The sequence below is a fragment of the Pseudomonas sp. S2_F07 genome, from assembly GCF_054668325.1.
Genome location: NZ_CP162758.1, coordinates 3,457,554 through 3,481,916 on the forward strand (window position 1 = coordinate 3,457,554; position 24,363 = coordinate 3,481,916).

General features: G+C 61.0%; 23 protein-coding genes and 1 riboswitch. Of the genes, 11 read left to right on the forward strand and 12 right to left on the reverse strand.

Annotation, left to right across the window (positions count from 1 at the left end):
* Positions 1-144: 144 nt before the first annotated feature.
* Complete coding sequence (ligB, locus tag AB4O40_RS15630) at positions 145-1,824, forward strand: NAD-dependent DNA ligase LigB (RefSeq protein WP_409078145.1); 1,680 nt, start codon at positions 145-147, stop codon at positions 1,822-1,824.
* Positions 1,825-1,920: 96 nt separating this feature from the next.
* Complete coding sequence (locus tag AB4O40_RS15635) at positions 1,921-2,316, forward strand: DUF1090 domain-containing protein (protein ID WP_056726532.1); 396 nt, start codon at positions 1,921-1,923, stop codon at positions 2,314-2,316.
* Positions 2,317-2,382: 66 nt separating this feature from the next.
* On the opposite strand, the gene AB4O40_RS15640 is transcribed toward AB4O40_RS15635, so the two are convergent.
* Positions 2,383-2,832 (reverse strand): c-type cytochrome, encoded by a 450-nt coding sequence (locus AB4O40_RS15640; protein WP_056726531.1) that lies wholly within the window; start codon positions 2,830-2,832, stop codon positions 2,383-2,385.
* 128 nt (positions 2,833-2,960) lie between these two features.
* Here AB4O40_RS15640 and mltA point away from each other — a divergent pair, with 128 nt between their 5' ends.
* On the forward strand, positions 2,961-4,133 hold the full coding sequence (gene mltA / locus AB4O40_RS15645; protein WP_056726530.1) for a murein transglycosylase A: 1,173 nt from the start codon (positions 2,961-2,963) through the stop codon (positions 4,131-4,133).
* Positions 4,134-4,223: 90 nt separating this feature from the next.
* Here the strand turns inward: mltA and AB4O40_RS15650 are convergent, their stop codons facing one another.
* Together AB4O40_RS15650 and AB4O40_RS15655 are read right to left on the reverse strand one after the other, a co-directional pair.
* Positions 4,224-4,607 (reverse strand): MAPEG family protein, encoded by a 384-nt coding sequence (locus AB4O40_RS15650; protein WP_056726529.1) that lies wholly within the window; start codon positions 4,605-4,607, stop codon positions 4,224-4,226.
* 31 nt (positions 4,608-4,638) lie between these two features.
* The gene (locus tag AB4O40_RS15655; protein WP_056726528.1) at positions 4,639-5,472 is read right to left on the reverse strand and encodes an EamA family transporter; all 834 of its coding nucleotides are present in this window, start codon (positions 5,470-5,472) and stop codon (positions 4,639-4,641) included.
* Between the two features lie 218 nt (positions 5,473-5,690).
* Between AB4O40_RS15655 and AB4O40_RS15660 the strand changes: the two genes are divergently transcribed.
* Entirely contained in the window at positions 5,691-6,860 is a 1,170-nt protein-coding gene (locus AB4O40_RS15660; protein WP_056726527.1) for an MFS transporter, read from the forward strand.
* A gap of 3 nt (positions 6,861-6,863) precedes the next feature.
* Here the strand turns inward: AB4O40_RS15660 and AB4O40_RS15665 are convergent, their stop codons facing one another.
* Positions 6,864-7,760: a formate/nitrite transporter family protein gene (locus tag AB4O40_RS15665; protein ID WP_223541331.1), complete on the reverse strand. Its 897-nt coding sequence runs from the start codon at positions 7,758-7,760 to the stop codon at positions 6,864-6,866.
* A 172-nt stretch (positions 7,761-7,932) separates the two neighbouring features.
* Positions 7,933-8,337: an acyl-CoA thioesterase gene (locus AB4O40_RS15670; protein ID WP_056726525.1), complete on the reverse strand. Its 405-nt coding sequence runs from the start codon at positions 8,335-8,337 to the stop codon at positions 7,933-7,935.
* A 198-nt stretch (positions 8,338-8,535) separates the two neighbouring features.
* A riboswitch (S-adenosyl-L-homocysteine riboswitch) is annotated at positions 8,536-8,638 on the forward strand.
* Between the two features lie 23 nt (positions 8,639-8,661).
* Here AB4O40_RS15670 and ahcY point away from each other — a divergent pair.
* The 4 genes from ahcY to AB4O40_RS15690 all read left to right on the forward strand — a co-directional run bounded on the left by ahcY (position 8,662) and on the right by AB4O40_RS15690 (position 14,179).
* The gene (gene ahcY, locus AB4O40_RS15675; protein WP_056726524.1) at positions 8,662-10,071 is read left to right on the forward strand and encodes an adenosylhomocysteinase; all 1,410 of its coding nucleotides are present in this window, start codon (positions 8,662-8,664) and stop codon (positions 10,069-10,071) included.
* Between the two features lie 160 nt (positions 10,072-10,231).
* Positions 10,232-11,077, forward strand: coding sequence for a methylenetetrahydrofolate reductase [NAD(P)H] (gene metF / locus AB4O40_RS15680; RefSeq protein ID WP_056726523.1), 846 nt, complete (start codon positions 10,232-10,234; stop codon positions 11,075-11,077).
* Positions 11,078-11,269: 192 nt separating this feature from the next.
* Positions 11,270-12,088: a substrate-binding periplasmic protein gene (locus AB4O40_RS15685; RefSeq protein ID WP_460053878.1), complete on the forward strand. Its 819-nt coding sequence runs from the start codon at positions 11,270-11,272 to the stop codon at positions 12,086-12,088.
* A gap of 222 nt (positions 12,089-12,310) precedes the next feature.
* Entirely contained in the window at positions 12,311-14,179 is a 1,869-nt protein-coding gene (locus AB4O40_RS15690; protein WP_056726521.1) for a DEAD/DEAH box helicase, read from the forward strand.
* 146 nt (positions 14,180-14,325) lie between these two features.
* Here the strand turns inward: AB4O40_RS15690 and AB4O40_RS15695 are convergent, their stop codons facing one another.
* From AB4O40_RS15695 to AB4O40_RS15705, 3 genes are all read right to left on the reverse strand, one after another.
* Positions 14,326-14,913, reverse strand: coding sequence for a YceI family protein (locus AB4O40_RS15695; RefSeq protein ID WP_015097179.1), 588 nt, complete (start codon positions 14,911-14,913; stop codon positions 14,326-14,328).
* Positions 14,914-14,945: 32 nt separating this feature from the next.
* A complete protein-coding gene (locus tag AB4O40_RS15700) occupies positions 14,946-15,497 on the reverse strand; it encodes a cytochrome b (RefSeq protein WP_414913452.1) in 552 nt (183 codons plus the stop codon).
* 264 nt (positions 15,498-15,761) lie between these two features.
* Positions 15,762-17,513, reverse strand: coding sequence for a flavin monoamine oxidase family protein (locus AB4O40_RS15705; RefSeq protein ID WP_056726519.1), 1,752 nt, complete (start codon positions 17,511-17,513; stop codon positions 15,762-15,764).
* 223 nt (positions 17,514-17,736) lie between these two features.
* On the opposite strand from AB4O40_RS15705, the gene AB4O40_RS15710 reads away from it, so the two are divergent.
* Positions 17,737-19,143, forward strand: a complete 1,407-nt coding sequence (locus AB4O40_RS15710; RefSeq protein WP_056726518.1) for an adenosylmethionine--8-amino-7-oxononanoate transaminase — start codon at positions 17,737-17,739, stop codon at positions 19,141-19,143.
* Between the two features lie 157 nt (positions 19,144-19,300).
* Positions 19,301-20,020, forward strand: coding sequence for a 16S rRNA (uracil(1498)-N(3))-methyltransferase (locus AB4O40_RS15715; RefSeq protein WP_056726517.1), 720 nt, complete (start codon positions 19,301-19,303; stop codon positions 20,018-20,020).
* A gap of 81 nt (positions 20,021-20,101) precedes the next feature.
* On the opposite strand, the gene AB4O40_RS15720 is transcribed toward AB4O40_RS15715, so the two are convergent.
* The 3 genes from AB4O40_RS15720 to AB4O40_RS15730 are packed head-to-tail and all read right to left on the reverse strand — an operon-like array spanning position 20,102 to position 22,653.
* Positions 20,102-21,004 carry a transporter substrate-binding domain-containing protein gene (locus tag AB4O40_RS15720; RefSeq protein WP_056726516.1) on the reverse strand — a complete coding sequence of 301 codons (903 nt, stop codon included), beginning with the start codon at positions 21,002-21,004 and terminating at the stop codon, positions 20,102-20,104.
* A gap of 29 nt (positions 21,005-21,033) precedes the next feature.
* Entirely contained in the window at positions 21,034-21,384 is a 351-nt protein-coding gene (locus AB4O40_RS15725) for a RidA family protein (protein WP_007975437.1), read from the reverse strand.
* Positions 21,385-21,411: 27 nt separating this feature from the next.
* The gene (locus AB4O40_RS15730; RefSeq protein ID WP_056726515.1) at positions 21,412-22,653 is read right to left on the reverse strand and encodes a D-amino acid dehydrogenase; all 1,242 of its coding nucleotides are present in this window, start codon (positions 22,651-22,653) and stop codon (positions 21,412-21,414) included.
* A gap of 109 nt (positions 22,654-22,762) precedes the next feature.
* Here AB4O40_RS15730 and AB4O40_RS15735 point away from each other — a divergent pair, with 109 nt between their 5' ends.
* Positions 22,763-23,680 (forward strand): LysR family transcriptional regulator, encoded by a 918-nt coding sequence (locus AB4O40_RS15735; RefSeq protein WP_056726514.1) that lies wholly within the window; start codon positions 22,763-22,765, stop codon positions 23,678-23,680.
* On the opposite strand, the gene trhA is transcribed toward AB4O40_RS15735, so the two are convergent.
* Complete coding sequence (gene trhA, locus AB4O40_RS15740; RefSeq protein ID WP_007975433.1) at positions 23,677-24,294, reverse strand: PAQR family membrane homeostasis protein TrhA; 618 nt, start codon at positions 24,292-24,294, stop codon at positions 23,677-23,679. The genes AB4O40_RS15735 and trhA overlap by 4 nt on opposite strands.
* Positions 24,295-24,363 lie beyond the last annotated feature (69 nt).

The window sequence follows — 24,363 nt, forward strand, 5'->3', positions numbered from 1 at the left end:
ATTGGGATTCGCTTTACACCGCGTCGCAGCCTGCTCGCGAAGTGGCCAGCACAGCCACTGGAAATACCCGGCAAAAACACCCCTCTGCGCGCCACCCCATACTGACCTAGCCTTCACGCACCTCACCGAGCAAGGACGCTCAAGATGCTTCCCGACCTGCGCCTGTTTTTCGCCGCTCTACTGACCTTTACCTATCTGACCGCCAGCGCCGCCGAGTGCCCGGCCTGGCCACCCGAACGCGCCCGGAACGAAGTCGACAAACTGCAACAGCAAATCGACCTCTGGGACGACAGCTATCACCGCCTGGGACGTTCACTGGTCGCCGATGAACTCTACGACCAGTCCCGCGCGCGACTCACCCAATGGCGCCACTGCTTCAACCTGAGCCCGTCCGCAGACCCCTTGCGCACCGCGCGCGGCACCTTGCCCCACCCCATCGTCCACACCGGCCTGGACAAGCTGCACGATCGGCCCGCCGTGGAAAAATGGCTGCGTGACCGGGTGGACGTCTGGGTCCAGCCTAAAATCGATGGTGTGGCGGTGACCCTGGTTTACCGCAACGGCCTGTTGGCCCAGGCAATCAGTCGTGGTGACGGCCAGAGCGGTCAGGACTGGACGGTTCCTGCGCGGCTGATTCCGGCCATCCCGCAACGGCTATCGCAGGCCCGGGACTTGATCGTGCAAGGCGAACTGTATTGGCGCCTGACCGATCATGTGCAGGCCCGGGCCGGCAGCCTCAATGCCCGCGGCTCGGTGGCCGGCCTGATGGCGCGCAAGGTCTTGAGCGCCGAACAGGCCGCCAACATCGACTTGTTTGTCTGGGACTGGCCCCAAGGGCCGGCGAGCGTGCCCGAGCGTGCCGCGGCGCTGACTGCGCTGGGCTTCCCGAATACCACGGCATACAGCCAGCCAGTTACTTCAGTCATCGATGCCGAACGCTGGCGCGAACACTGGTATAGCTCCCCCCTGCCCTTTGCCAGCGACGGTGTGGTCCTGCGTCAAAACCAGCGCCCAGCCGCCGAACGCTGGCAGACCAGGTCACCCTACTGGGCCATTGCCTGGAAATACCCCTTCGCCAAGGCACTGGCCGAAGTCCGCCAGGTTCACTTCAAAATCGGCCGGACCGGGCGGATCACTCCGGTACTTGAACTGACCCCGGTGAAGCTCGATGACCGGCAGATCAAACACGTCAGCGTCGGTTCGTTGCAACGCTGGCAGACGCTGGATATCCGCCCGGGTGATCAGGTTGCCATCAGCCTGGCCGGGCTGACCATTCCCAGGCTCGATAGCGTTGTATTGCGCAGCAGCGAGCGCGCCGAATTGAACGCCCCCCTGGCAGAGGACTTTCATTCATTGAGTTGCTGGCAACCGACTCCAGGCTGCGAGAGCCAGTTCCTCGCGCGCCTGACCTGGCTCAGCAGCAAACAGGGCCTGGCGCTGCCCAATGTGGGTCCGGGGACTTGGGAAAAACTTCTTGCAACAGGTCGCCTGAACAGTCTGCTGGATTGGTTGACCCTCGATGCCCAAGAGCTTGCTACCATTGACGGTTTCGGCGAGCGCAGTGCGCTTCGCCTTGCGGACAGCTTCAGCCAGGCCCGGCAACGCCCGTTTATACACTGGCTCAAAGCCTTGGGATTACCGCCGACAGGCCAGGCGCCTCTCGGCGACTCATGGCAGGCACTGGCCCGGCGCGACATCGAACAATGGCGGGCCGCGGCCGATATCGGGCCAGGGCGCGCAGCGCAACTGAACGCTTTTTTCCGCGATCCGCAGGTTCTGGCCTTGAGTGAAACGTTACGTGATGCGGGGATTGACGGCTTTTAGCGGTCGGCCCTGCGCCCACCGGGAACCCCAGGAGACCGCTGGGCTCCAACAAGCCATTGCCACACCGGTCTGCTTGCTTTCCTACATGGAGCTTTTATGAAACTTCTTTCACCGCTCGCCCTGTTGACCCTTTGCAGCGTGCTGGCCACCCCGTTGATGGCGGACGAGGAAGCGCCGGGGCTGACCGGTTGCGCCGCCAAGAAGCAAGGTATCGTCAACCAGATCGAATTGGCCAAGGTCCACGGCAATGCCGATCAGCAGGCCGGGCTGGAAAAGGCCCTGAGCGAAGTCGAAGCCAACTGCACCGACGCCTCGCTGAAGAAGGAACGGGAAAACAAGGTGCTCGACGCCAAGCACGAAGTCAGCAAGCGTCAGGCGGACCTCGACAAGGCCATGAGCAAAGGCGACCCCGACAAGATCAACAAGCGCAAAGACAAACTCGCCGATGCCCGCAAGGAATTGCAGAACGCATTGGATGAGCTGGATAAGTAAGAACGGATAACGAACAAAGAGCTTTGGTATTGCCGAAGCAGCCTTCGTCGGACCGAGCAACACCAATCAATGATCCCGAAACGCCTTATGACAAGCACTGCAAGCATCTTCGACTTTCTGCACCGCCGGCCCCAGGTTGCTAGCCTTGTAGGGCTGGACCTGGCTGGCAATCACCAATTCACCGGTGGCGCCTTCAAGGTCACGGGCCATTGCCTGAAAACGTGTCTGTTGCTCCCAGACATCGCTCTTGGCGCTGGTGTGATCCTCTTCGCGCACTTGCGGAAAATGCTGCCACGGCTCACGGGACAACGCATCGAGCTTCACCGCGCCTTCGGCGAACTTAGGACCATCGAACGCAATGCGTCCACGCAACATGCCGCCCAGGTCTTCGCCAGTTTTGAGCATCTGCTTGAAAATGGCCTTGCGCTGGCCGAGCGGCGAGTTGGGGTCGATACCGCCACAAGCGGACAGCGTCAGGCAGGCCAGCAATACAACAGAAAGTCTTTTAAGAGTCATGGTGGCTTCAGGTCACGGGAAACGGCGGCCAGTATCCTCGCGTCATCGGCAAAGACCAATAGCCCTATTATCAACAAGGGTTGCTTGAGCACATGGAGCGCTCAGGCAACCGGCAAAGGAATCACTCCATGAACAGCCGTTTCAAGGCATGGCGTCACAGCCTGGCCTGGACCCTGCCGATGGTGGCCCTGCTCGCAGGCTGCACCGGTGGCGACAAACAACAACCGAAAACCCACGCCCTTGCCACCTACTCCAGCGCCACATGGGAAGCACTGCCGGCGGTGTCCGACAGCGATCTGGTCGCCGGTTTCGGTTCCTGGCGCAGCGCCTGCACCCGACTCAAGGCGGACCCGGTCTGGGGTGGCACCTGCGCCGCGGCTGCCAACGTGCCGCAAACCGCCAGCGACATTCGCGGTTTTCTCAAGCAGAACCTCGATGTCTATGGCCTGCGCGCCGCCAACGACAACCCCAACGGCCTGATCACCGGCTACTACGAACCGGTCTATCCCGGGAGCCTGACCCAGACCGGCGCTGCCAATGTCCCGGTCTATGGCGTCCCCGAAGACATGATCATCGTCGCCCTCGACAGCATTTACCCGGAACTCAAGGGCAAGCGCCTGCGCGGGCGACTCGAAGGTCGCGTGCTCAAGCCGTACGACGATGCGGCAACCATCGAGAGCAAAGGGGTCAAGGCGCCGGTTGTGGCCTGGCTGACCGACCCGATGAACCTGCAGTTCCTGCAAATCCAGGGGTCGGGTCGTATCCAGCTCGACAATGGTCGCCAGCTGCGCATCGCTTACGCCGATCAGAACGGCCATCCGTATCGACCGATCGGCCGCTGGCTGGTGGAACAGGGCGAGTTGAAAAAAGAAGACGTGACCATGGGCGCCATCAGCACCTGGGCCAAGGCCAATCCTTCGCGCATTCCCGAACTGCTCGGCAGCAACCCCAGCTACGTGTTCTTCACCCGAAACCCGGACAGCAATGAAGGTCCGCGCGGCTCGCTGAACGTACCGTTGACCGCCGGCTACAGCGCGGCGGTGGATCGCAAGGTGATTCCGCTGGGCAGTCTGTTGTGGCTGTCCACTACAAAACCGGACGGCACGGCCCTGGTTCGCCCCGTGGCAGCGCAGGACACTGGCGGCGCCATTGCCGGCGAGGTTCGGGCAGATCTGTTCTGGGGTACCGGCGATGCGGCCGGGCAACTGGCCGGGGACATGAAACAGCAGGGACAGATCTGGATGCTCTGGCCCAAAGGTGCAGTGCTACCGCAAGTGCCGCAGGTGGCGGACAAACTTTAACGTCAAAAGATCGCAGGCTTCGCCAGCTCCTACAGGCACATTCGACACCCGGTAGGAGCTGGCGAAGCCTGCAATCCTTTGATCTTGCCTTTAAACCGACGCCACAAAGAAACTCACGATCAACCCCATCCCCACCAACCACATCAACGACCGCAGCGTCGCCAGGTCCGTCAGATAGAAAATGATGTAGAGCAGACGACTGGTGATGAACAACACCGACAACACATTGATTGTCACCAATTCGGCGTTGCCCGCCAGGTGCGCCACGATCACCGCGGCTGCGAACGCTGGCGTCACTTCAAAACTGTTCAGCTGCGCCGCATTCGCCCGCTTGCCCAACCCCTCCAGGGAATCGAGAAACCCTCGTGGATCATGATTGTCTTTCAGTCTGTACCCGCCACTGACCTTCGCGACACCCGTGCACAGATATGGCAGGAAGATCGCAATCAAAATGCACCACAGAGCAACCGTCATAAAGCAGTCCCTTCTTCACGTTTCAGAACAGTCAAAATTTCATGATCAATATACCGATCAGCACCAGCCCACAGGCTAAGAGGCGCGGCCCGCCAAAAGGTTCTTTGAGGTAACGCATGCCAAACAGTACCACCAGGATTACGCTGATCTCGCGCAACGCCGCTGCCTCTGCAATCGATCCCAATTGCATCGCCCACAGCACCAGAGCGTAGCTGAACAACACGCAGAACCCGACGGCCAGGCCCAGTCGCCACTGCTCGCGCCAGAACAACATGAACGCAGGCCGTTTGCGCACCAATGCCAACAGCGGAAAAGGCCAGGCACTGAGCAAGGTGACCCAGACCAGGTAATCCAGTGGATGGGACCAGCGCCGCAATGCCTGCCCGTCGATGTAGGTGTAGCAACCGATGCACAGGCCGATCAGTGCCACCACCGGCAACATTGACCACGGCAAACGCGCTCCGCCGCCGCCCTGCCAGAGCAGGCACAACATGCCGAACGGAATCAGCAGGATGCCGAAAATCTGCTGATGGGTCAGCACTTCCCCGGCAAAGATCAGCGTCAGCGCCAGCACCACCAACGGCGAGAGGCCGCGCATCAATGGATAGACCAGCCCGAGGTCGCCGACCCGATAGGCCTGGATCAGCAAATAGCGATAGAGCAACTCGAACGCCGCCGATGCCAGGATCCACGGCCAGATCTCCAGCGGCGGCACACTCAGGAACGGCAACATCAGCACGACAAAGAGCAGCGCCACGCTGTCCATGCAGGCCACTACCAACAGTCGCTCGGCACTGAACTTGATCAGGGTATTCCACGCCGCATGCAACAGCGCCGCCACCAACACCAACGCAGTCGCAAGCACGACCCACTCCTTTTGTTGTCTCCACGATCCTTGTTGGGGTGCAGAGAATTGATTCGCCATATTTCAGTGTCTGTTTATACTGCAAGCGACCACGCCGCACTCAGTTGCGCACAGACTAATTCCAAAAAAAATTCTGCCCGGCCCGCTCTCATCGAGAACGGTCGTCGGCCTGCGTATGCCTGATCACAGCGTCAAGACTACCGACAGAGACCTTGCGCATGCCACTCGCTTTGCTTGCCCTCGCTGTTGCCGCCTTCGGCATCGGCACCACTGAATTCGTCATCATGGGTCTTTTGCCCGATGTCGCCCGCGACCTCAGCGTGAGTATTCCCGATGCCGGATTGCTGATCACCGGCTACGCCCTGGGCGTGGTGTTCGGTGCGCCGATCCTCGCGGTCGGCACCGCCAACATGCCCCGCAAGGCCACGCTGTTGGGCATGACGCTGATGTTCATCCTCGGCAACATGCTCTGTGCACTGGCGCCGAACTACGCCACGCTGATGGCCGCACGCGTGATCACAGCACTGTGCCACGGCGCATTTTTCGGCATCGGTTCGGTGGTGGCTGCCGGACTGGTGGCCCCCAACAAACGGGCTCAGGCGATTGCCATGATGTTCACCGGCCTGACCCTGGCCAACGTGCTCGGCGTGCCACTGGGCACCGCACTCGGGCAATACGCCGGCTGGCGCTCGACCTTCTGGGCGGTGTCGGTGATCGGGGTTCTGGCGGCGATTGCGCAATGGGTCTGGCTGCCGAAAAACATCGCGATGGATAAAGCCAACCTGGCCAGCGAGTTCAAGGTGCTGGGCAAGGCCAACGTGCTGCTGGCCCTGGGTATGAGCGTGCTGGCCTCGACCAGCCTGTTCAGTGTGTTCACCTACATTGCGCCAATCCTGCAGGACATCACCGGTGTCAGCCCCCACGGCGTCACCATCATGCTGTTGTTGTTCGGTGTTGGCTTGACCGCCGGCAGCATGCTCGGTGGTCGTCTGGCGGACAGCCGCTTGCTGCCTTCTCTGGTGGGCATGGCGCTGGCGGTTCTGGTGGTGTTGGCGGCCTTCACGCAAACCAGCCATTCGGTGATCCCGGCGGCGATCACGCTGGTGTTGTGGGGGACATTTGCCTTCGCCCTGTGCCCGATCCTGCAACTGCTGATCATCGACCAGGCCCACGAAGCACCGAACCTGGGTTCGACCCTGAACCAGAGCGCCTTCAACCTGGGCAACGCGGCCGGCGCCTGGATCGGCGGGCTGGTGGTGGCCAGCGGCGCCGACCTGGCAGACCTGCCCTGGACCGGCGCGCTGGTCAGCGGGCTGACTGTGGTGACTGCACTGTTCTTCATCTATCGCCAGCGCCGCGGTGCGGCTGCACTCGACGTGGTGGGCTGAACATCACCTTGATGGTTTTTTGATCTGCTGCGGATCGGGCGCCTCGCTCTGATCCGCTGATTTTTTCGGCGGCCCGCTTTCGCTGCGAATCTGCGCATGGCTGATCAGCGCGAAAATAAAACTGCCACCGATGATGTTCCCCGCCAGCGTCGGCCCGGCGAACACCAGCCAGAAATCACTCCACGGCAACTCGCCGGCAAACACCAGATACGAAACCTCCAGCGAACCGACCACGATGTGGGTGAAATCCCCCAGCGCCATGAGGTAGGTGATGAGGATGATGATCCACATCTTGGCACTCTCCATGGACGGGATCATCCAGACCATGGTGGCGATCATCCATCCGGAAATGATGCCCTTGGCGAACATCTGGCTGGCGTGGTTTTCCATGACCTTGCGGCCGATATCGAGGAAGGCGACATCGGTCTTGCTGTCGAAAATCGGCAGTTCCAGCATCACGTACGCCACCAGCAAGGTGCCACAGAGGTTGCCGGCCAGCACCACCGTCCACAGCCGTAGCAGCCGGCCGAAGTTGGCCAGCGTCGGCTTGGTCATCACCGGCAGCACGGCGGTCAGGGTATTTTCGGTGAACAGCTGCTGGCGGGCCAGGATCACCGCGAGAAAACCGGCGCAATAACCAAAACTCGCGATCACCTTGAACCCTTCGCCATCCGGCAGACGCGAATTGAGCAACCCCATGCCCATCAGCGACAGGCCCATGGTCAACCCCGCCGCCAGCGCCGACCACCACAACGCCGCAATGCTGCGCTCCAGTTCCTGATCGCCCTGGGTACGGATGATCTCGTGCAGCACCGCGGCGCGGGGCGGCTGGCTCTTTTCGACTTCGTGCTCTTCTTGCGCCGAAAGGTTCGGGGTCTTGCCGTCTTGTGCCGAGTTCATGGGATGCGCAACCGGTGGCGGGCTATTTAGCTACGACACGCGCCGATCAAGTTACGTTCGGTAGGAGCTGCCGAAGGTTGCGATCTTTTGACTTGGATCCTGGCGTCATCACTGACTGCTTAAAATCAAGATCAAAAGATCGCAGCCTGCGGCAGCTCCTACGGGGCTCGTATTACGAGCCGACGTCATCATCCTTGAACTGGTCCTTGACGTACTTGATCTCGGTCCGGCCGTGAGGTGCCGGCAAGCCGTCTTCACCGAGGTTCACGAACACCATTTTTTCAACGGTGAGAATGCTCTTGCGGGTGATCTTGTTGCGTACTTCGCACGTCAGGGTGATCGAGGTGCGACCGAACTCGGTAGCGGTAATGCCCAACTCGATGATGTCGCCCTGGCGCGAGGCGCTGACGAAGTTGATTTCGGAGATGTACTTGGTGACCACACGCTGGTTGCCCAACTGGACGATGGCGTAGATCGCCGCCTCTTCGTCGATCCAGCGCAGAAGGCTGCCGCCGAACAGCGTGCCGTTGGGGTTGAGGTCTTCGGGTTTTACCCATTTGCGGGTGTGGAAATTCATGTTCACTCCTGAGCGTCTTGCCGAATGATGCTGACCATCATGGCAGAGCCCGACCTAGAGCTCTATTGAGCGTCGTCTATGGTCTCGATTACCGTTCGGACATTGACCGACAGAAACGCTTTGGAAGATCGGCATAGCCCGCTATAATCGCCACCGTTTCAAAACGGTAACCTCTACTTGATACCGTTTTCCCGCCACCTGTCCGAGGGGCGCTGCAGCAGGTTCGACCTGTCAGGCTCGGATGGGGCGTTGCCTGGCCTTCAGTGGCTGGACACTAAACGCACAACGGCGCCCATTCGCATACATTACGAATGGAGGCTCTTCATGAGCGCTGTTATCACGCCTGCAGATTTTACCGACTACAAAGTCGCCGACATGTCCCTGGCTGCCTGGGGCCGTCGCGAAACCATCATCGCCGAATCCGAAATGCCGGCCCTGATGGGTCTGCGTCGCAAGTACTCCGAAGAGCAACCGCTCAAGGGCGCGAAGATCCTCGGCTGCATCCACATGACCATTCAGACTGCCGTGCTGATCGAAACCCTGGTTGCCCTGGGTGCCGAAGTGCGCTGGTCGTCCTGCAACATTTTCTCGACTCAGGATCAGGCCGCCGCTTCCATCGCCGCTGCCGGCATCCCGGTTTTCGCCTGGAAAGGCGAGACTGAACAAGAGTACGAATGGTGCCTGGAGCAAACCATCCTGAAAGATGGCGCGCCTTGGGATGCCAACATGATCCTCGACGACGGCGGCGACCTGACCGAACTGCTGCACAAGAAGTACCCAGCCGTTCTGGACCGCGTCCACGGCGTGACCGAAGAAACCACCACCGGCGTTCACCGCCTGCTGGACATGCTGGCCAAGGGCGAGCTGAAAATCCCGGCCATCAACGTCAACGACTCGGTGACCAAGAGCAAGAACGACAACAAGTACGGCTGCCGTCACAGCCTGAACGATGCGATCAAGCGCGGCACCGACCACCTGCTGTCCGGCAAGCAAGCGCTGGTCATCGGCTACGGCGACGTGGGCAAGGGTTCGGCCCAGTCCCTGCGTCAGGAAGGCATGATCGTCAAAGTCTCCGAAGTCGACCCGATCTGCGCCATGCAAGCCTGCATGGACGGTTTCGAACTGGTTTCGCCGTTCATCGACGGTATCAACACCGGTACTGAAGCAAGCATCGACAAGGCACTGCTGGGCAAGATCGACCTGATCGTGACCACCACCGGTAACGTCAATGTTTGCGATGCAAACATGCTCAAAGCCCTGAAGAAGCGCGCTGTTGTCTGCAACATCGGTCATTTCGACAACGAAATCGACACCGCTTTCATGCGCAAGAACTGGGCATGGGAAGAAGTGAAGCCGCAGGTTCACAAGATCCACCGTACCGGCGCTGGCGATTTCGACCCGCAGAACGACGACTACCTGATCCTGCTGGCCGAAGGCCGTCTGGTTAACCTGGGTAACGCAACCGGCCACCCGAGCCGCATCATGGACGGTTCGTTCGCCAACCAGGTTCTGGCGCAGATCTTCCTGTTCGGCCAGAAGTACGCCGACCTGTCGCCAGCCCAGAAAGCCGAGCGCCTGACCGTTGAAGTACTGCCGAAGAAACTCGACGAAGAAGTGGCCCTGGAAATGGTTCGCGGCTTCGGCGGTGTTGTGACTCAACTGACCAAGACCCAGGCCGACTACATCGGCGTGACCGTCGAAGGCCCGTTCAAGCCGCACGCTTACCGCTACTGATCGGATCTGCTGCCTGCTCTCCCTGTGGGAGCGGGCTTGCCCGCGAAAGCGATTTATCATTCAACATTAATGTCGACTGACCCACTGCTTTCGCGAGCAAGCCCGCTCCCACATGGGATGTGCAAGCCTCACAGGCTTACGCGTTTTCAAGGGTATTCCCATGTCCCAAGATCGTCGCTACAGCTTCGAGTTCTTCCCTACGAAGACCGATGCTGGGCAAGAAAAGCTGCTGGCCACTGCTCGCCAGCTGGCCGCCTACAACCCCGATTTCTTCTCCTGCACCTACGGCGCCGGCGGTTCGACCCGTGATCGCACGCTGAACACCGTGTTGCAGCTCGAAAGCGAAGTCAAAATCCCTGCCGCTCCGCACCTGTCCTGCGTGGGCGATAGCAAAGCTGACCTGCGTGGCCTGCTGGCCCAGTACAAGGCCGCCGGCATCAAGCGTATCGTCGCCCTGCGCGGTGACCTGCCTTCGGGCATGGGCATGGCCAGCGGTGAAATGCGCCACGCCAATGACCTGGTTGAATTCATTCGCGAAGAAACCGGTGATCATTTCCACATCGAAGTCGCCGCTTACCCGGAAATGCATCCGCAAGCGCGCAATTTCGAAGACGATGTTGCCAACTTCGTGCGCAAGGCCAAGGCTGGCGCCGACAGTGCAATCACCCAGTACTTCTTCAACGCCGACTGCTACTTCTACTTCGTGGAACGCGTGCGGGCACTGGGCGTGAACATCCCGATCGTGCCGGGCATCATGCCGATCACCAACTACAGCAAGCTGGCGCGCTTCTCCGATGCCTGCGGTGCGGAAATCCCGCGCTGGATCCGCAAGCAACTGGAAGCCTACGGCGACGACACCCAGAGCATTCAACGCTTTGGCGAACAGGTCATCACCGAGATGTGCGAACAACTGCTGCAGGGTGGCGCTCCAGGGCTGCACTTCTACACCCTGAACCAGGCTGAAGCGAGCCTGGCGGTGTGGAACAACCTGAAGTTGCCGCGTTAAAAGTCGTTAAAGCACGATTAAAAGATCGCAGCCTGCGGCAGCTCCTACAGAGAAATGTGTATTCCCTGTAGGAGCTGCCGCAGGCTGCGATCTTTTGCTTTCAACGCACTATTAATGTGCGGCAATCCACGGAGTTAGAGCATCTGCGGTCAGTTTCTGGCTCTTTCCGGTTTCTCGTCGTAATCTCAGCCCATGCCTTTGATCACGCAGCTAATCGCCGTGCTTGTCTTCACTTGCCTGAGCCTCACCGCCCGGGGCGAGAAGCTGCGCATTGTCACGGAACCCTGGGCGCCCTACGTATACGAAGACAACAACGGCAAATCCCTGGGCCTGGACTACGAAACCACCGCCATTGTCTTCAAGCGCCTGGGCATCGAAGTGGAGTGGCAGTTCCTGCCATGGAAACGCTGCCTGTCGATGCTGGAGACAGGCCAGGCCGACGGCGCGCTGGACATCTTTCACAGCGACGAACGCGAAGCGACCCTGCTCTACCCCAGCGAACCCCTGTCTGAAGTCCAGTTCGTGATGTTCTACGCCAATGAACGGCCCCATCCGTTTCGCACCCTCGATGACTTGCAAGGCCTGACCATTGGCACCTCGCCGGGTTACCTTTACAGCAAGGATTTCAGCGATTCGACGTTGTTCACCCGCGAGCCGGCCCCTACCCATGAAGCCAACTTCGGCAAACTGGTGCGCGGGCGGATTGACCTGCTGATCACCGACCGCCGGGTCGGTCAGCATTTGCTCGACGAACTGGGAATCCGCGACAAGATCACCGAAAACCCCACGATCATCAGCCAGCAAAGCCAGTTTCTCGCCGTGCGGCGCAATGCGGGCATGGATCTGCTGGTGCAGCGTTTCGGCGCCGAACTCAAGCGTTTCAAACGTGAGCCCGCCTACGCTGAACTGAGTGCCCGCTACGGCGCGGAACCGGCAGCCAGCGTGAAGACTGAAAAGGCCACGGTTGCCACGGAAAAAACCGTTGAGCAGCAGGAAAGCGGCGCGCAGTGATTGCTCTGTTATACTCCGGCCTTCCCGCCAGGCTCACGCCCGGACGCTCGGAATCGTTAAAGGCATCTCAACCCCGCTACTGCGCAGCTTTCAGCCCGCGCGAGCGCTTGCAGACGAGCCTTCGAGACCCAGCAGGACCGGACGGGATTGCGTCCTCTTAAACGCGATTCGCGCCAGGCAAGACTCCCATTGGGCCAAGCCCTAACTAGAACAGGATTACTCATGTCCTTTGCTTCCCTCGGTCTCTCCGAGGCTTTAGTCCGCGCCATCGAGGCAGCGGGCTATACCGAGCCTACTCCGGTGCAACAGCGGGCCATTCCCGCCGTGTTGCAAGGTCGCGACCTGATGGTCGCGGCACAGACAGGTACTGGTAAAACCGGCGGTTTCGCCCTTCCGATTCTGGAGCGGTTGTTCCCCAACGGTCACCCGGACAAATCCCAGCGTCACGGCCCGCGCCAACCGCGCGTACTGGTCCTGACCCCGACTCGCGAACTCGCAGCCCAAGTGCATGAAAGCTTCAAGGTCTATGCCCGTGACCTGAAGTTCGTCAGCGCCTGCATTTTCGGCGGTGTCGGCATGAACCCGCAGGTTCAGGCCATGTCCCGTGGCGTAGACGTGCTGGTGGCCTGCCCCGGCCGCCTGCTCGACCTCGCCGGCCAAGGCAGCGTCGATCTGTCCCACGTGGAAATCCTCGTGCTGGACGAAGCCGACCGCATGCTCGACATGGGCTTCGTCCATGACGTGAAGAAGGTCCTGGCCCGTCTGCCGGCCAAACGCCAGAACCTGCTGTTCTCGGCGACCTTCTCCAAGGACATCACCGACCTCGCCGGCAAGCTGCTGCACAATCCGGAACGCATCGAAGTCACGCCGCCGAACACCACGGTCGAGCGCATCGAACAGCGCGTGTTCCGCCTGCCGGCCAGCCACAAACGTTCGCTGCTGGCGCACCTGATCACCGCTGGCGCCTGGGAACAAGTGTTGGTGTTCACCCGCACCAAGCACGGCGCCAACCGCTTGGCCGAGTACCTGGACAAGCACGGCCTGAGCGCCGTCGCGATCCACGGCAACAAGAGCCAGAACGCCCGCACCAAAGCCCTGGCCGACTTCAAGGCCGGCACCGTGCGCATCCTGGTCGCCACCGACATCGCCGCTCGCGGCCTGGACATCGACCAGTTGCCACACGTGGTCAACTTCGAGCTGCCGAACGTCGATGAAGACTACGTGCACCGTATCGGTCGTACCGGCCGTGCCGGCCGTTCGGGCGAGGCGATTTCGCTGGTAGCCCCGGACGAAGAAAAACTGCTGAAAAGCATCGAACGCATGACCAGGCAGAAAATCGCCGACGGCGACCTGATGGGCTTCGATGCCAGCACCATCGAGGCGGAAAAGCCTGAAGTGCGCGAGCGTCCGGACATGCGTAACCCACGCAATCCACGTGGCCCGCGCGGCGACGGTCCGAATGGCAGCGGTGGCGGCGGTGGTCGCAAGGACAAAGGCAAGGACAAGGGCAAGGAAAAACCGGCCGGCGAACGCGGTGAGCGCCCGGCCCGTCAGCAAAAACCACGTGAAGGCACTCCGGCTCGCGAACAGCGTCCGTCGCAGCCTCCTCGTGCCGCCGCTGACCGTGCCCCGGACGAGTTCCTGGACGACGATGTGGATAACTTCGGTAACCGCGTCGACTACGTGCCACAGCAAAAGCCGGCTCAAGGCCGTGGTCGCCGTCCGGGCGCTCCGGCACAGGGCACCGCGGCAGGTTCGGGCGCTCCACGTTCCGGCAAGCCACAAGGTCGCCAGAACGGCCCACGCAACAGCGATGGCGCCAGCACTGGCACCCCACCGGCCAAGCGTAGCGGTCCTCGCAGTGGCGCACCGCGCGACGGCCAGGCCCGCCGCGAAGACTCGCGCAATCGCCGCCCGGCCCGTGACGACCAGCCGCGTTCGGAGCCTGCCGTACAGAACCCGCGCGGTCCCGCGCCGAAGATCATGCACAAGGAGTCGAAGGCTGACCGCTTCCCGACACCTGAGCAACTCGATCAACTGCCAAGCCGTCCTCGTGGTGAAAAACCAGCGTTGCTGACCCGCAATCGCTGAGTTATCGCTGAAATAAAAAATGCCCTGATCTCGCGATCAGGGCATTTTTGTTTGTGCCGCGAATTGCTTTTACAGGAGCTGGCGAAGCCTGCGATCTTTTGATTCTGAAAAGATCGCAGCCTGCGCCAGCTCCTACGGTCTCAGCATTACTTCGCTTTTACACCTTCAAAGGTCACGTACATCTCAACCGCATCGGACGATGGGCCCAGGTCTTTCTGCTTGCCGAAATCGGAACGCTTGAGGCTGAAAGTACCCTCAAAGCCTGCACGGTAGCCGCCCCATGGATCCTTGCCTTCGCCCAGGAACGTGGCCTTGACCACGATTGGCTTGGTTACACCGAGGATCGTCAGGTCACCAGCCACGTCAGCAGTGTCCTTGCCAGCGGCGTTTTTGCCGGTGGGTTTGACGCTGGTGGACACAAACGTGGCTTTGCTGGCGTTCAGGAAGTCTTTGCTGGCGATGTGCTTGTCACGCTCGGCGTTGTTGGTGAACACACTGGCGGTGTTCACGTTGAACTCGATCTTGCTGTCTTCAGGCTTGGCAGCGTCGAAGCTGAACTTGCCGTCGATGTCCTTGAAAGTACCGGTGATGAAGCTGTAGCCCAGGTGGCTGATCTTGAAGTCAACGAAGGCGTGCTGGCCTTCTTTGTCGACCACATAGTCAGCGGCCATTACGTTACCGGCGGACAACAGGGCCGAACCGATTGCCAGGGCGGCCAGAGTCTTTTTCAACATGCTTTGTTTTCCTTTGGAGTCGAGGTTGAACTTCAGGCTTTGCGACCCAGCATTCGCTTGAGGGTCACATCACGGTCGATAAAGTGGTGCTTCAATGCTGCCAACGCATGGAGGCCGGAAAAAATTACCAGCACCCACGCCAGATAGAGGTGAATCACGCCAGCGGTATCTGCCTGGTCCGGCAGTCCGGATATCAGCGCCGGGACTTCAAACAAGCCAAATACCGGGATACCGACACCTTCTGCGGTGGAAATCAGGTAACCGGCAATCAACACGGCAAACAGACTGAGATAGAGAAATCCATGGCCGAACCTGGCGCCGAGGCGCGTCATGCGGCTGTAGCTGGACAAGGTCGGTGGCGGCGGGCTGATGAAGCGCCAAAGCACCCGCAGCAGCATCACACCCAGCAACACCAGGCCGATGCTCTTGTGCAGGTCCGGCGCGTCTTTGCGCCAGGTGCTGTAGTAATCGAGCCCGACCATCCACAGCCCAAGCGCGAACAGACCGAAGACCGCCAGTGCCACCACCCAGTGAATAACGATGCTGACCCAGCCGTAGCGGGAGGTAGAGTTACGTAGCTGCATTGCCTAGATCCCTGTAAGTGCTGGCCCAAGACTATCGAGTTATCTATCGAATTAAAGCGGAAAATTTTGCTTTGAAATATCGAGAAATACGATCAAGAGTCTGAAACAGATGAGTTAAGAAAAGATTAAAGGCCAATGTGTGTACAAAAATGTAGCCCAACTCAATAACACTTCCTGCCAAAGGTTTATTCGATTGTGTGCCCAGATTTCTCCGGGCATAAAAAAACGCGGCATTTGCGCCGCGTTTTTTTATCCCAGGGCTGACTACGCCTTGGCATCCGTTGTCGGAGTCGCCGCGGGTTTAGCCACTGGCTTCTTCACTGGCTCGGCCTTCTTTACCGGTGCCTTGGCCGGGGCTTTTTTCGCTTCGGTCTTGGCAGCCGGTTTCGCCGGAGCCTTTTTGACCGGCTCGGCTTTTGCCGGGGTTACTGGCTTCGGTGCTTCGACCGGAGCCGGTGCAACAACCGGTACCGGAGCAGGTGCCGGAGTTGCCGGCGCTACCGGCTCTGGCGCCTTGACCGGCTCCGGCTTCTTCTCGTCGTCGGAGCCGCCGAACAGGTTGCTGAAGAAATTGCCTTTCTTCGCCACCACCGCACCAGCGCCCGCCGCTGCGGCAGCCGGACCCACTTTCGCCGGTTCGAACGACTTGCCCGCCGCCAGGTCTTCAACCTGACTGGCTGCACGCTGACCGGTACGCAGCGCGCCTTCCAGGGTGCCCGGGTACAGGGTATCGGTGTGTTCACCAGCGAAGGCTACGCGCTGAATCGGGCGTTCCCACAGGCGCCAGAACTTGCTGATCTGGCCCGGACCGAAGGCCAGGTAGGCGCCACCGGTGGACGGGTCGGTGCTGTAGCGACGGATTTCATAACCGGTGAACGAACCACGCGCCTGTGGATAGAACGCGTGCAGGCGGATCAACACCTGGTCGACCATCTGCTTGTCGCCGAATGCCTGCATCACCCGCGCGTTGTCGCCGGACAGGTTGATCACCACGTTGGCGCCACCCTTCAGGGCAGGCTCGACCCACAACATCCCCAGGCCGGCGTTGCTGTAGATCTCGCCGGACATGCGCGCCTTGCTTTCCCACACCGGCGTCTTGAACTTGAGCATGATCTGGTCGCGCCAACCGTAGTTGGTGCCCTTGATCGCCGCCAGGTGCTGGGCGTCAAGCGCCGGGGTCATCTGGATCTTGTTCAGGGCGCGCAATGGCACGGCCAGTACCACGTAGTCCGCCTGATAGCCGACGTTGTCGACTTTGACGGTCACGCCGTCCTTGTCCTGAATGATCGACGAGACCGGGGAGCTGGTCTTGATGGTTTTCAGCTGCTTGACGAAGGCCTGGGCCAGCACCGGGCTGCCACCGACCAGGCGCGAAGCTCGCAGGTCACGATCGGAGACGCCACGATAGACGCGGCTCTGTTGCGCGAAGTACAGCAGCGACAAGCGCGAAGGTTCGTCGTAGCGGGTACGGATTTGCTGGTTGATCAACTGGCGGGCGGTGGCCGGCAGGTTCTGCTTGTCGAGCCAGCTCGACACGTTGATCTGGTCCAGCGCGTACAGCGTATTGTTGGCGGCCGGGTTCTGCGGGTCGTCGATCGAGCGGGCCAGATCGTCCACGGTCTTGTCAAAGCGCTTGAGCGCCTCGGCGGTGGCCGGCTGTTTGGTCGCCAGGTCGGCGGCGGAGAAATACTCGCCATCGATCAGGTAGCCCGGGGTCCGCACGAACTCAGGGGCCGGCGTGGTGCTCAGCTTGAAGGTCGAGACGTACTTGTTCAGCACCGGCTGGACCTTGTCGTTGCCGATCCACTCGCTGGTGGCCATGCCGGAGCGACCGCCCAGGCTCGACTTGGCTTCCAGCAAGATGACCTGCCAGCCCTTGTTCTGCAGTTCGTACGCGGCAGTCAGGCCCGACAGGCCGCCGCCGATCACGATCGCGGTTTTATCCTTGGCCAGCGCAGACACGCTGAACAGCCCCAACATCACCAGCGCACAGGCGCGCAGCCAACCGACAGACATTCAGCGAACTCCGGAATCACACGAGGAAAACAGCAGTTTTTGCGAGCCAGACGGCTCAAGAACGGCGAAGGATACGTCAGCCTTCAGACGCCCGCCAGCAACGTCTATCGGCCTGTACAAAGTAGCTCATTCGACACAATGGGTTGTCCCCGTGGCACGCATTGCATAGGCTTGCGCGATTGTTTGTCCGCGCTGGTCACGGACCGCCTCCAGGAGAGTGAAAATGGGCCTGAATAATCAGTGGATGCAACGCGACCTCGCCGTGCTGTGGCATCCCTGCACCCAGATGAAAGATCACGAACAACTGCCGCTGATCCCGATCAAGCGCGGGGAAGGCGTGTGGCTGGAAGACTTCGAAGGCAAGCGCTACCTCGATGCGGTCAGCTCCTGGTGGGTCAATGTGTTCGGCCACGCCAACCCGCGGATCAACCAACGCATCAAGGACCAGGTCGACCAGCTCGAACATGTGATTCTTGCCGGCTTCAGCCATCAACCGGTGATCGAGTTGTCCGAGCGCCTGGTGAAGATGACACCGGAAGGCCTGACCCGGTGCTTCTACGCCGATAATGGCTCGTCCTGCATCGAAGTCGCACTGAAAATGAGCTTTCACTACTGGCTCAATCGCGGCCAGCCGAACAAGAAGCGCTTCGTCACACTGACCAACAGCTACCACGGCGAAACCATGGCGGCGATGTCGGTGGGCGACGTACCGCTGTTCACCGAGACCTACAAAGCGCTGTTGATGGACACCATCAAGGTACCAAGCCCGGACTGCTACCTGCGCCCCCAAGGCATGAGCTGGGAAGAACACTCGCGCAACATGTTCGCCGCCATGGAGCAGACCCTGGCCGAAAACCACGACACGGTCGCGGCGGTGATCGTCGAGCCGCTGATCCAGGGCGCTGGTGGCATGCGCATGTACCACCCGGTATACCTCAAGCTGCTGCGAGAGGCCTGCGACCGTTACGGCGTGCACCTGATCCACGACGAAATCGCCGTCGGCTTCGGCCGCACCGGGACGATGTTCGCCTGCGAACAGGCCGGCATCCGCCCTGATTTCCTGTGCCTGTCCAAGGCCCTGACAGGCGGCTATCTGCCGCTGGCGGCATGCATGACCACAGACGACGTCTACAGCGCGTTCTACGACGACTACCCGACCCTGCGCGCCTTCCTGCACTCCCACAGCTACACCGGCAACCCGCTGGCGTGCGCGGCGGCCCTGGCGACCCTGGATATTTTCGAAGAAGACAACGTCATCGAGAACAACAAGGCCCTGGCCCAGCGCATGGCTTCGTCGACGGCGCACCTGGTCGATCACCCGAACGTATCCGAAGTGCGCCAGACCGGCATGGTACTGGCCATCGAGATGGTCAAGGACAAGGCCACCAAGGAAGCTTACCCATGGCAGGAACGTCGCGGCCTGAAGGTGTTCCAGCATGCCCTGGAGCGCGGTGCTTTACTGCGGCCGCTGGGTAGCGTGGTGTATTTCCTGCCGCCCTATGTGATTACCCCGGAGCAGATCGACTTCCTTGCCGAAGTGGCCAGCGAAGGGATCGACATTGCGACCCGTGACAGCGTCAGCGTGGCGGTGCCGAAGGACTTCCATCCTGGGTTCCGTGATCCGGGCTGATTTGTTTCCTGAGTTTCTGTGGTGTCAGGGCTGAAGCTTTCGCGAGCAAGCCCGCTCCCACAGTTGACCGCAATCCCCTGTGGGAGCGGCGGTGCGGCGATCCGACTTGCTCGCGAAGACGCCCATAAGACCTATACATGAATTACAGAGACCCCGCATGAGACTGTCCCGCTTCTTTATCGACGCCCCCCTGAGCATCGGCGAGCACGAGTTGCCCGAAGCCCAGGCCCATTACATCAGCCGCGTGCTGCGCATGGCCGAGGGCGATGCGTTGCAGTTGTTCGACGGTTCGGGCCAGGAGTTTCGCGCCAGGCTGGTCGACGTCGGCAAAAAGCGTGTCGTGGTACAGATCGATGAAAGCTTCGCCGGGCAGATCGAATCGCCGCTGCAGATCCATCTCGGCCAGGGCCTGTCCCGGGGCGAGCGCATGGACTGGGCGATCCAGAAAGCCACGGAGCTGGGCGTCACCGAAATCACCCCGATCTTCACCGAACGCTGCGAAGTCCGGCTCAAGGACGAGCGCGCCGACAAACGCCTGCTGCACTGGCGCCAGGTGGCGATCAGCGCATGCGAACAGTGCGGACGCTCGCGAGTACCGGTGATTCATCCGCCGCTGTTGCTGGTTGACTGGTTGAAGCAGACCGAAGCCGAATTGAAGCTGGTGCTGCATCCGGTGGCGGAGCCGATGGTGAGCCATGCCAAACCTTCAAGTCTGGCATTCCTGATCGGTCCGGAGGGTGGTTTGTCCGATGCCGAAGTCGATCAGGCCAAGGCCAGCGGCTTCCACGCCGCCCGCCTCGGTCCACGGGTGCTGCGCACCGAAACCGCGCCGGTTGTTGCACTGGCGGTGGCCCAGCAGCTTTGGGGTGATTTCTAAAAAGATCGCAGCCTGCGGCAGCTCCTACAGGATGTACGCCATCCAATTGTAGGAGCTGCCGCAGGCTGCGATCTTTTGCATTTACTGCACCGGATCACTCACCGGTTTGGCAATGATTGCCTTGAGTTCGCTGGTCATCGGGAACTCAAGGTTCAACCCCTTCGGCGGGATCGGCTGCTCGAACCAGCGCTTGTAGATGCCATTGATCTCGCCCGAGCTGTACAGATCCGCCAACGCGCCGTTGACCAGCGCCAGGAACTGCGGATCGTCCTTGCGCACCATGCAACTGTAGATCTCCCGAGATTGCTCCTCCCCGACCACCACCCACTTGTGCGGGTCATTGGCCTTGGCGCGCTCACCGTAGAGCAGCGCGTCGTCCATGTAGAACGCCACCGCCCGGCCCGATTGCAGCATCTGGAAGGCTTCGCCGTGGTCCTTGGCGCTGATCACGAACATGTCGATCTTGTGATCGACGTTGTAGCTTTTCAGGAAGCGCTCGTTGGTAGTACCGGCGGTGGTCACCACGTTCTTGCCACGCAGATCGGCGAAGCTCTTGATCCCGCTGTCCTTCGCGGTCAGCAACTGGCCTTTGACGTAGATGAAGCCATAGGAGAACGCCACCTGCTTCTGCCGTTCGGCGGTCACGCCGGTGGAGCCGCACTCCAGGTCCACGGTGCCGTTCTGCACCAGTGGAATGCGGGTCTGCGAGGTCACCAGGTTGTACTTCACCTTCAAGTCCGGCAGCGCCAGTTGCTGCTGGATGCGCTCGACGATCTTGCCCGCCAGATCCACCGAGTAACCCATCGGCTTGCCGCTGTGATCACCCACGTAGGAAAACGGCACCGAAGCATCGCGATAGCCCAGGGTAATGCTGTTGGCGCTGGCGATTTTGCTCAGGGTGCCGGTCAGCGGCGCTTCATTGGCCCGGACCTGACTGCCGAGCAACAGGCCAAGCGTACAAGCGAGCAACGTGATTTTTTGCATTGTTATTCTCCGTTGTGGGTGTTGGTTTATCAGACGCGCGCAGCGATGACGGTGATTTCCACCAGCACCTGCGGTCGGGCCAGTTCGGCCTGCACGGTGGTGCGGCTCGGTGCCTGTCCCGGCGATAGCCAGGCCGACCAGACCTCGTTCATCGCGGCAAAATCCTCGGTGATGTTCTTCAGGTAAATGGTCGCACTGAGCAGATGATCCTTGTCGCTGCCCGCCTCGGCCAGCAAGGTATCGATTTTCGCCAGCACTTCGCGGGTCTGACCGCTGGCATCCCGGGCATCGCCCGGCACCTGCCCGGAGAGAAACACCAGGTCGCCAAAGGTCACGGCGCCAGACAGGCGCGGGTTGCTGTGCAGTCGGGTAATGGTCATTGCAGTGCCCTCTTCAAAAATCAGTATTCAGGCGGCCCGGTGGCTGAAACCCTGAAGGTCAATGGACGGCCGGCGCTCGCCGATCAGCTCGCTGAGCAAGCGCCCGCTGCCGCAGGCCAGGGTGAAACCCAGCGCGCCGTGGCCGAGGTTGAGCCACAGGTTGCGATACGCCGTCGCGCCCAGCAACGGTACACCGCTGGGGGTGGCCGGACGCATGCCGGCCCACTCAATGGCTTCGTCATAGGCGCCGGCATTGGGAAAGGTGTCATGGGCCTGACGCTTGATCAGCGCCAGGCGCTTGGGGTCCAGGGCAGGGTCGAAACCGACGATGTCGACCATCGCCGCCACTCGCAATTGCTGGCCGATGCGGGCGTAAACGATCTTGCGGTCGTAGTCAGTGATGCTCACGTCCGGCGCCCGGTGACCGGCGTCGATCGGCACGGTCAGGCTGTAGCCCTTGAGCGGATAAAGCGGCAGTTGCAGCCCGGGAAGCGCCAACAGCGGACTGCGGTGACCGGCGGCGATCACCAGTTGATCGACCGGCAGCACTAGCTCACCCAGTTCGATGGCGTTGACGCCGCCGTTGCTGTGGCGGATGCCGGTCACTGCTTGTCCGAGACGAAATTCGCAACGGCCGGACGCTTGCAGCCGGGCGGCCAGTTGCTGGCAAAAACCGTGGCAGTCGCCGACCTCTTCGTCCGGGGTGTAGATCGCGCCGACAAAGGGCGCATCGATCAGCGCCGGTTCAAGGTGCGCGCATTCGGCCGGCGACAACACCTGCTGGTGCTGCGGGTCAGCCAGGCCCAGGCGCGCATGCTCGAAGCTGCTGCTCTGGCGGAAAGTCACCAGTTTGCCGTTGCGCCGCCACTGAAATCCCGCCAGTCCATCATCCTCGCGCCAAGACTTCAATGTGTCCTGGCTGAACAGTGCCAGGCGCAGCAAGTGCGCGGCGTTCTCGCGGTTGACCGAGCGACGGCAAGCGCCGAGGAACGACGCCATCCAGCGCCACTGGGCCAGGTCGAAGCGCGGGCGTAGCTTCAGCGGTGAATCGCCGCGCAGCATCCAGCCGATGGCTTGCAATGGCACACCGGCGTCGGCCAGGGGCGCGACATAGCGATAGGACAACTGGCCGCCGTTGGCGAAGCTGGTTTCGCTGCCCAGCGAGTCCCGGGCCTCGACCACCGTCACCTCAAAGCCGTCGCGCACCAGCGCGTAGGCCGTTGCCAGGCCAATCACACCGCCACCGATGATGCACACACGCTGAGCCATGTCCGTCCTTAAAACTGTTGTGAAGACGAGGCCAAGGTTAGAGCCAGGTGACAGACGCTGAACAATGCATAAAGATGGCAAACCCATAAACAAAGGTTATGGACTTGCCATGCGTCTTCGCCATATCGAGATTTTCCAGGCCATCCGCCAGACCGGTTCGATCAGCGCTGCCGCGCAATTGCTGCACGTCTCGCAACCGGCGGTGAGCAAGGTGTTGCAGCACGCCGAGCAACAATTGGGTTTTCCGCTGTTCCTGCGGGTACGCGGCAAGTTGCAGGCGACGCCGGAAGCGCTGGAACTGGAGCGCGAAGTGGACAAGGTCAGCGAAAGCCTGCAAGGCGTGCGACGCCTGGCGCAGAGCCTGCGCCGCGAACCGGGCCACAGCCTGCGCATCGGTGCCACTCCGGCGCTGGCCCTGTCATTGCTGCCGCCGGCCATTCACGAATGGACCGGGCGTTACCCGGACATCGCTTGCGAACTCTCCAGCGCCCACAGTCGCGAACTGGTGCAGAACCTGTTGATGCGCGAAGTGGATGTCGCCCTGACCCTGCAACGTCCGGATCACCCGGGGCTCAAGGCCCAGGCGCTGGCGTCCGGCGTGCTGGTGGCGCTGGCTCCGATTGGTTACTGGCCCCAGGAAGAGGTGGGTAAACCGTTGCCTCTGCTGGCGCTGGCGGATGCGCCGCTGATCGGTTTATCCAGCGCCGATCCGCTGGCCGCGCGACTCGACAGTTACCTGGAAGCGGTCGAACCGCCGCCTAGGGTACGCATCGCCGTACAAACCTACTCACTGGCACGGGCGATGGTGGAGTCCGGCGCGGGCCTGGCGGTGATCGATCCGTTCACCGCCCTTGGCGCCTCTCCCGCCACCACAACGATCCGCCCCCTGGCACCGCCGTTACCCATCACCCTGTACGCAGTGACCCGCGCCGCCGAACCGCCGCCCCACACCTTGAACGATCTGTTGCAGGTATTCAGCCGTCGAGCCCGGGAGCAGCTGGATCGCCTGGTCCCGGTACAGCCTTAAAGGACATAAAAGAAAATCGCCACAAAGTGCAGCAAGCTCCCGGCGATCACGAATAGATGCCAGATCCCGTGGGCATGGCGCAGGCGATGATCGAGGGCAAAAAAGATAATCCCGACGGTGTACAGCACCCCGCCTGATGCCAGCCACGCAAACCCGGCGCCGCCCAGCGCCGCGAGCAGCGGCTTGACCGCCACCAACACAATCCAGCCCATCACCGCATAAATCACGATCGACAGAATCCGCGCTTCCGAACGTGGCTTGATCTCCTGCAGGATGCCGATCAGCGCCAGTCCCCAGACAATCCCGAACAACGTCCAGCCCCACGGCCCGCGCAGGGTCACCAGGCAAAACGGCGTGTAGCTGCCGGCGATCAACAGGTAGATCGAAAAGTGATCGACCTTCTGCATGATCGCTTTCTTGCGCCCGCGCACGCTGTGGTACACGGTCGATGCGCTGTAGAGCACCAGTAAGGTAAAGGCGTAGATCGCCATGCTGACGATCTTCCACGGGCTGCCGTCGAGACTGGCCAGCACAATCAGCCACACCCCGCCGATAAACGCCGCCACGGCCCCGGCCAGATGCGTCCAGGCGTTCAGTCTTTCCCCGTGATACATACGTTGCTCACCTCGAATTTCATTGCCGCAGAGCGCAAGGCTCAGGCTTGCAGCGTAAAAGCGCAATGT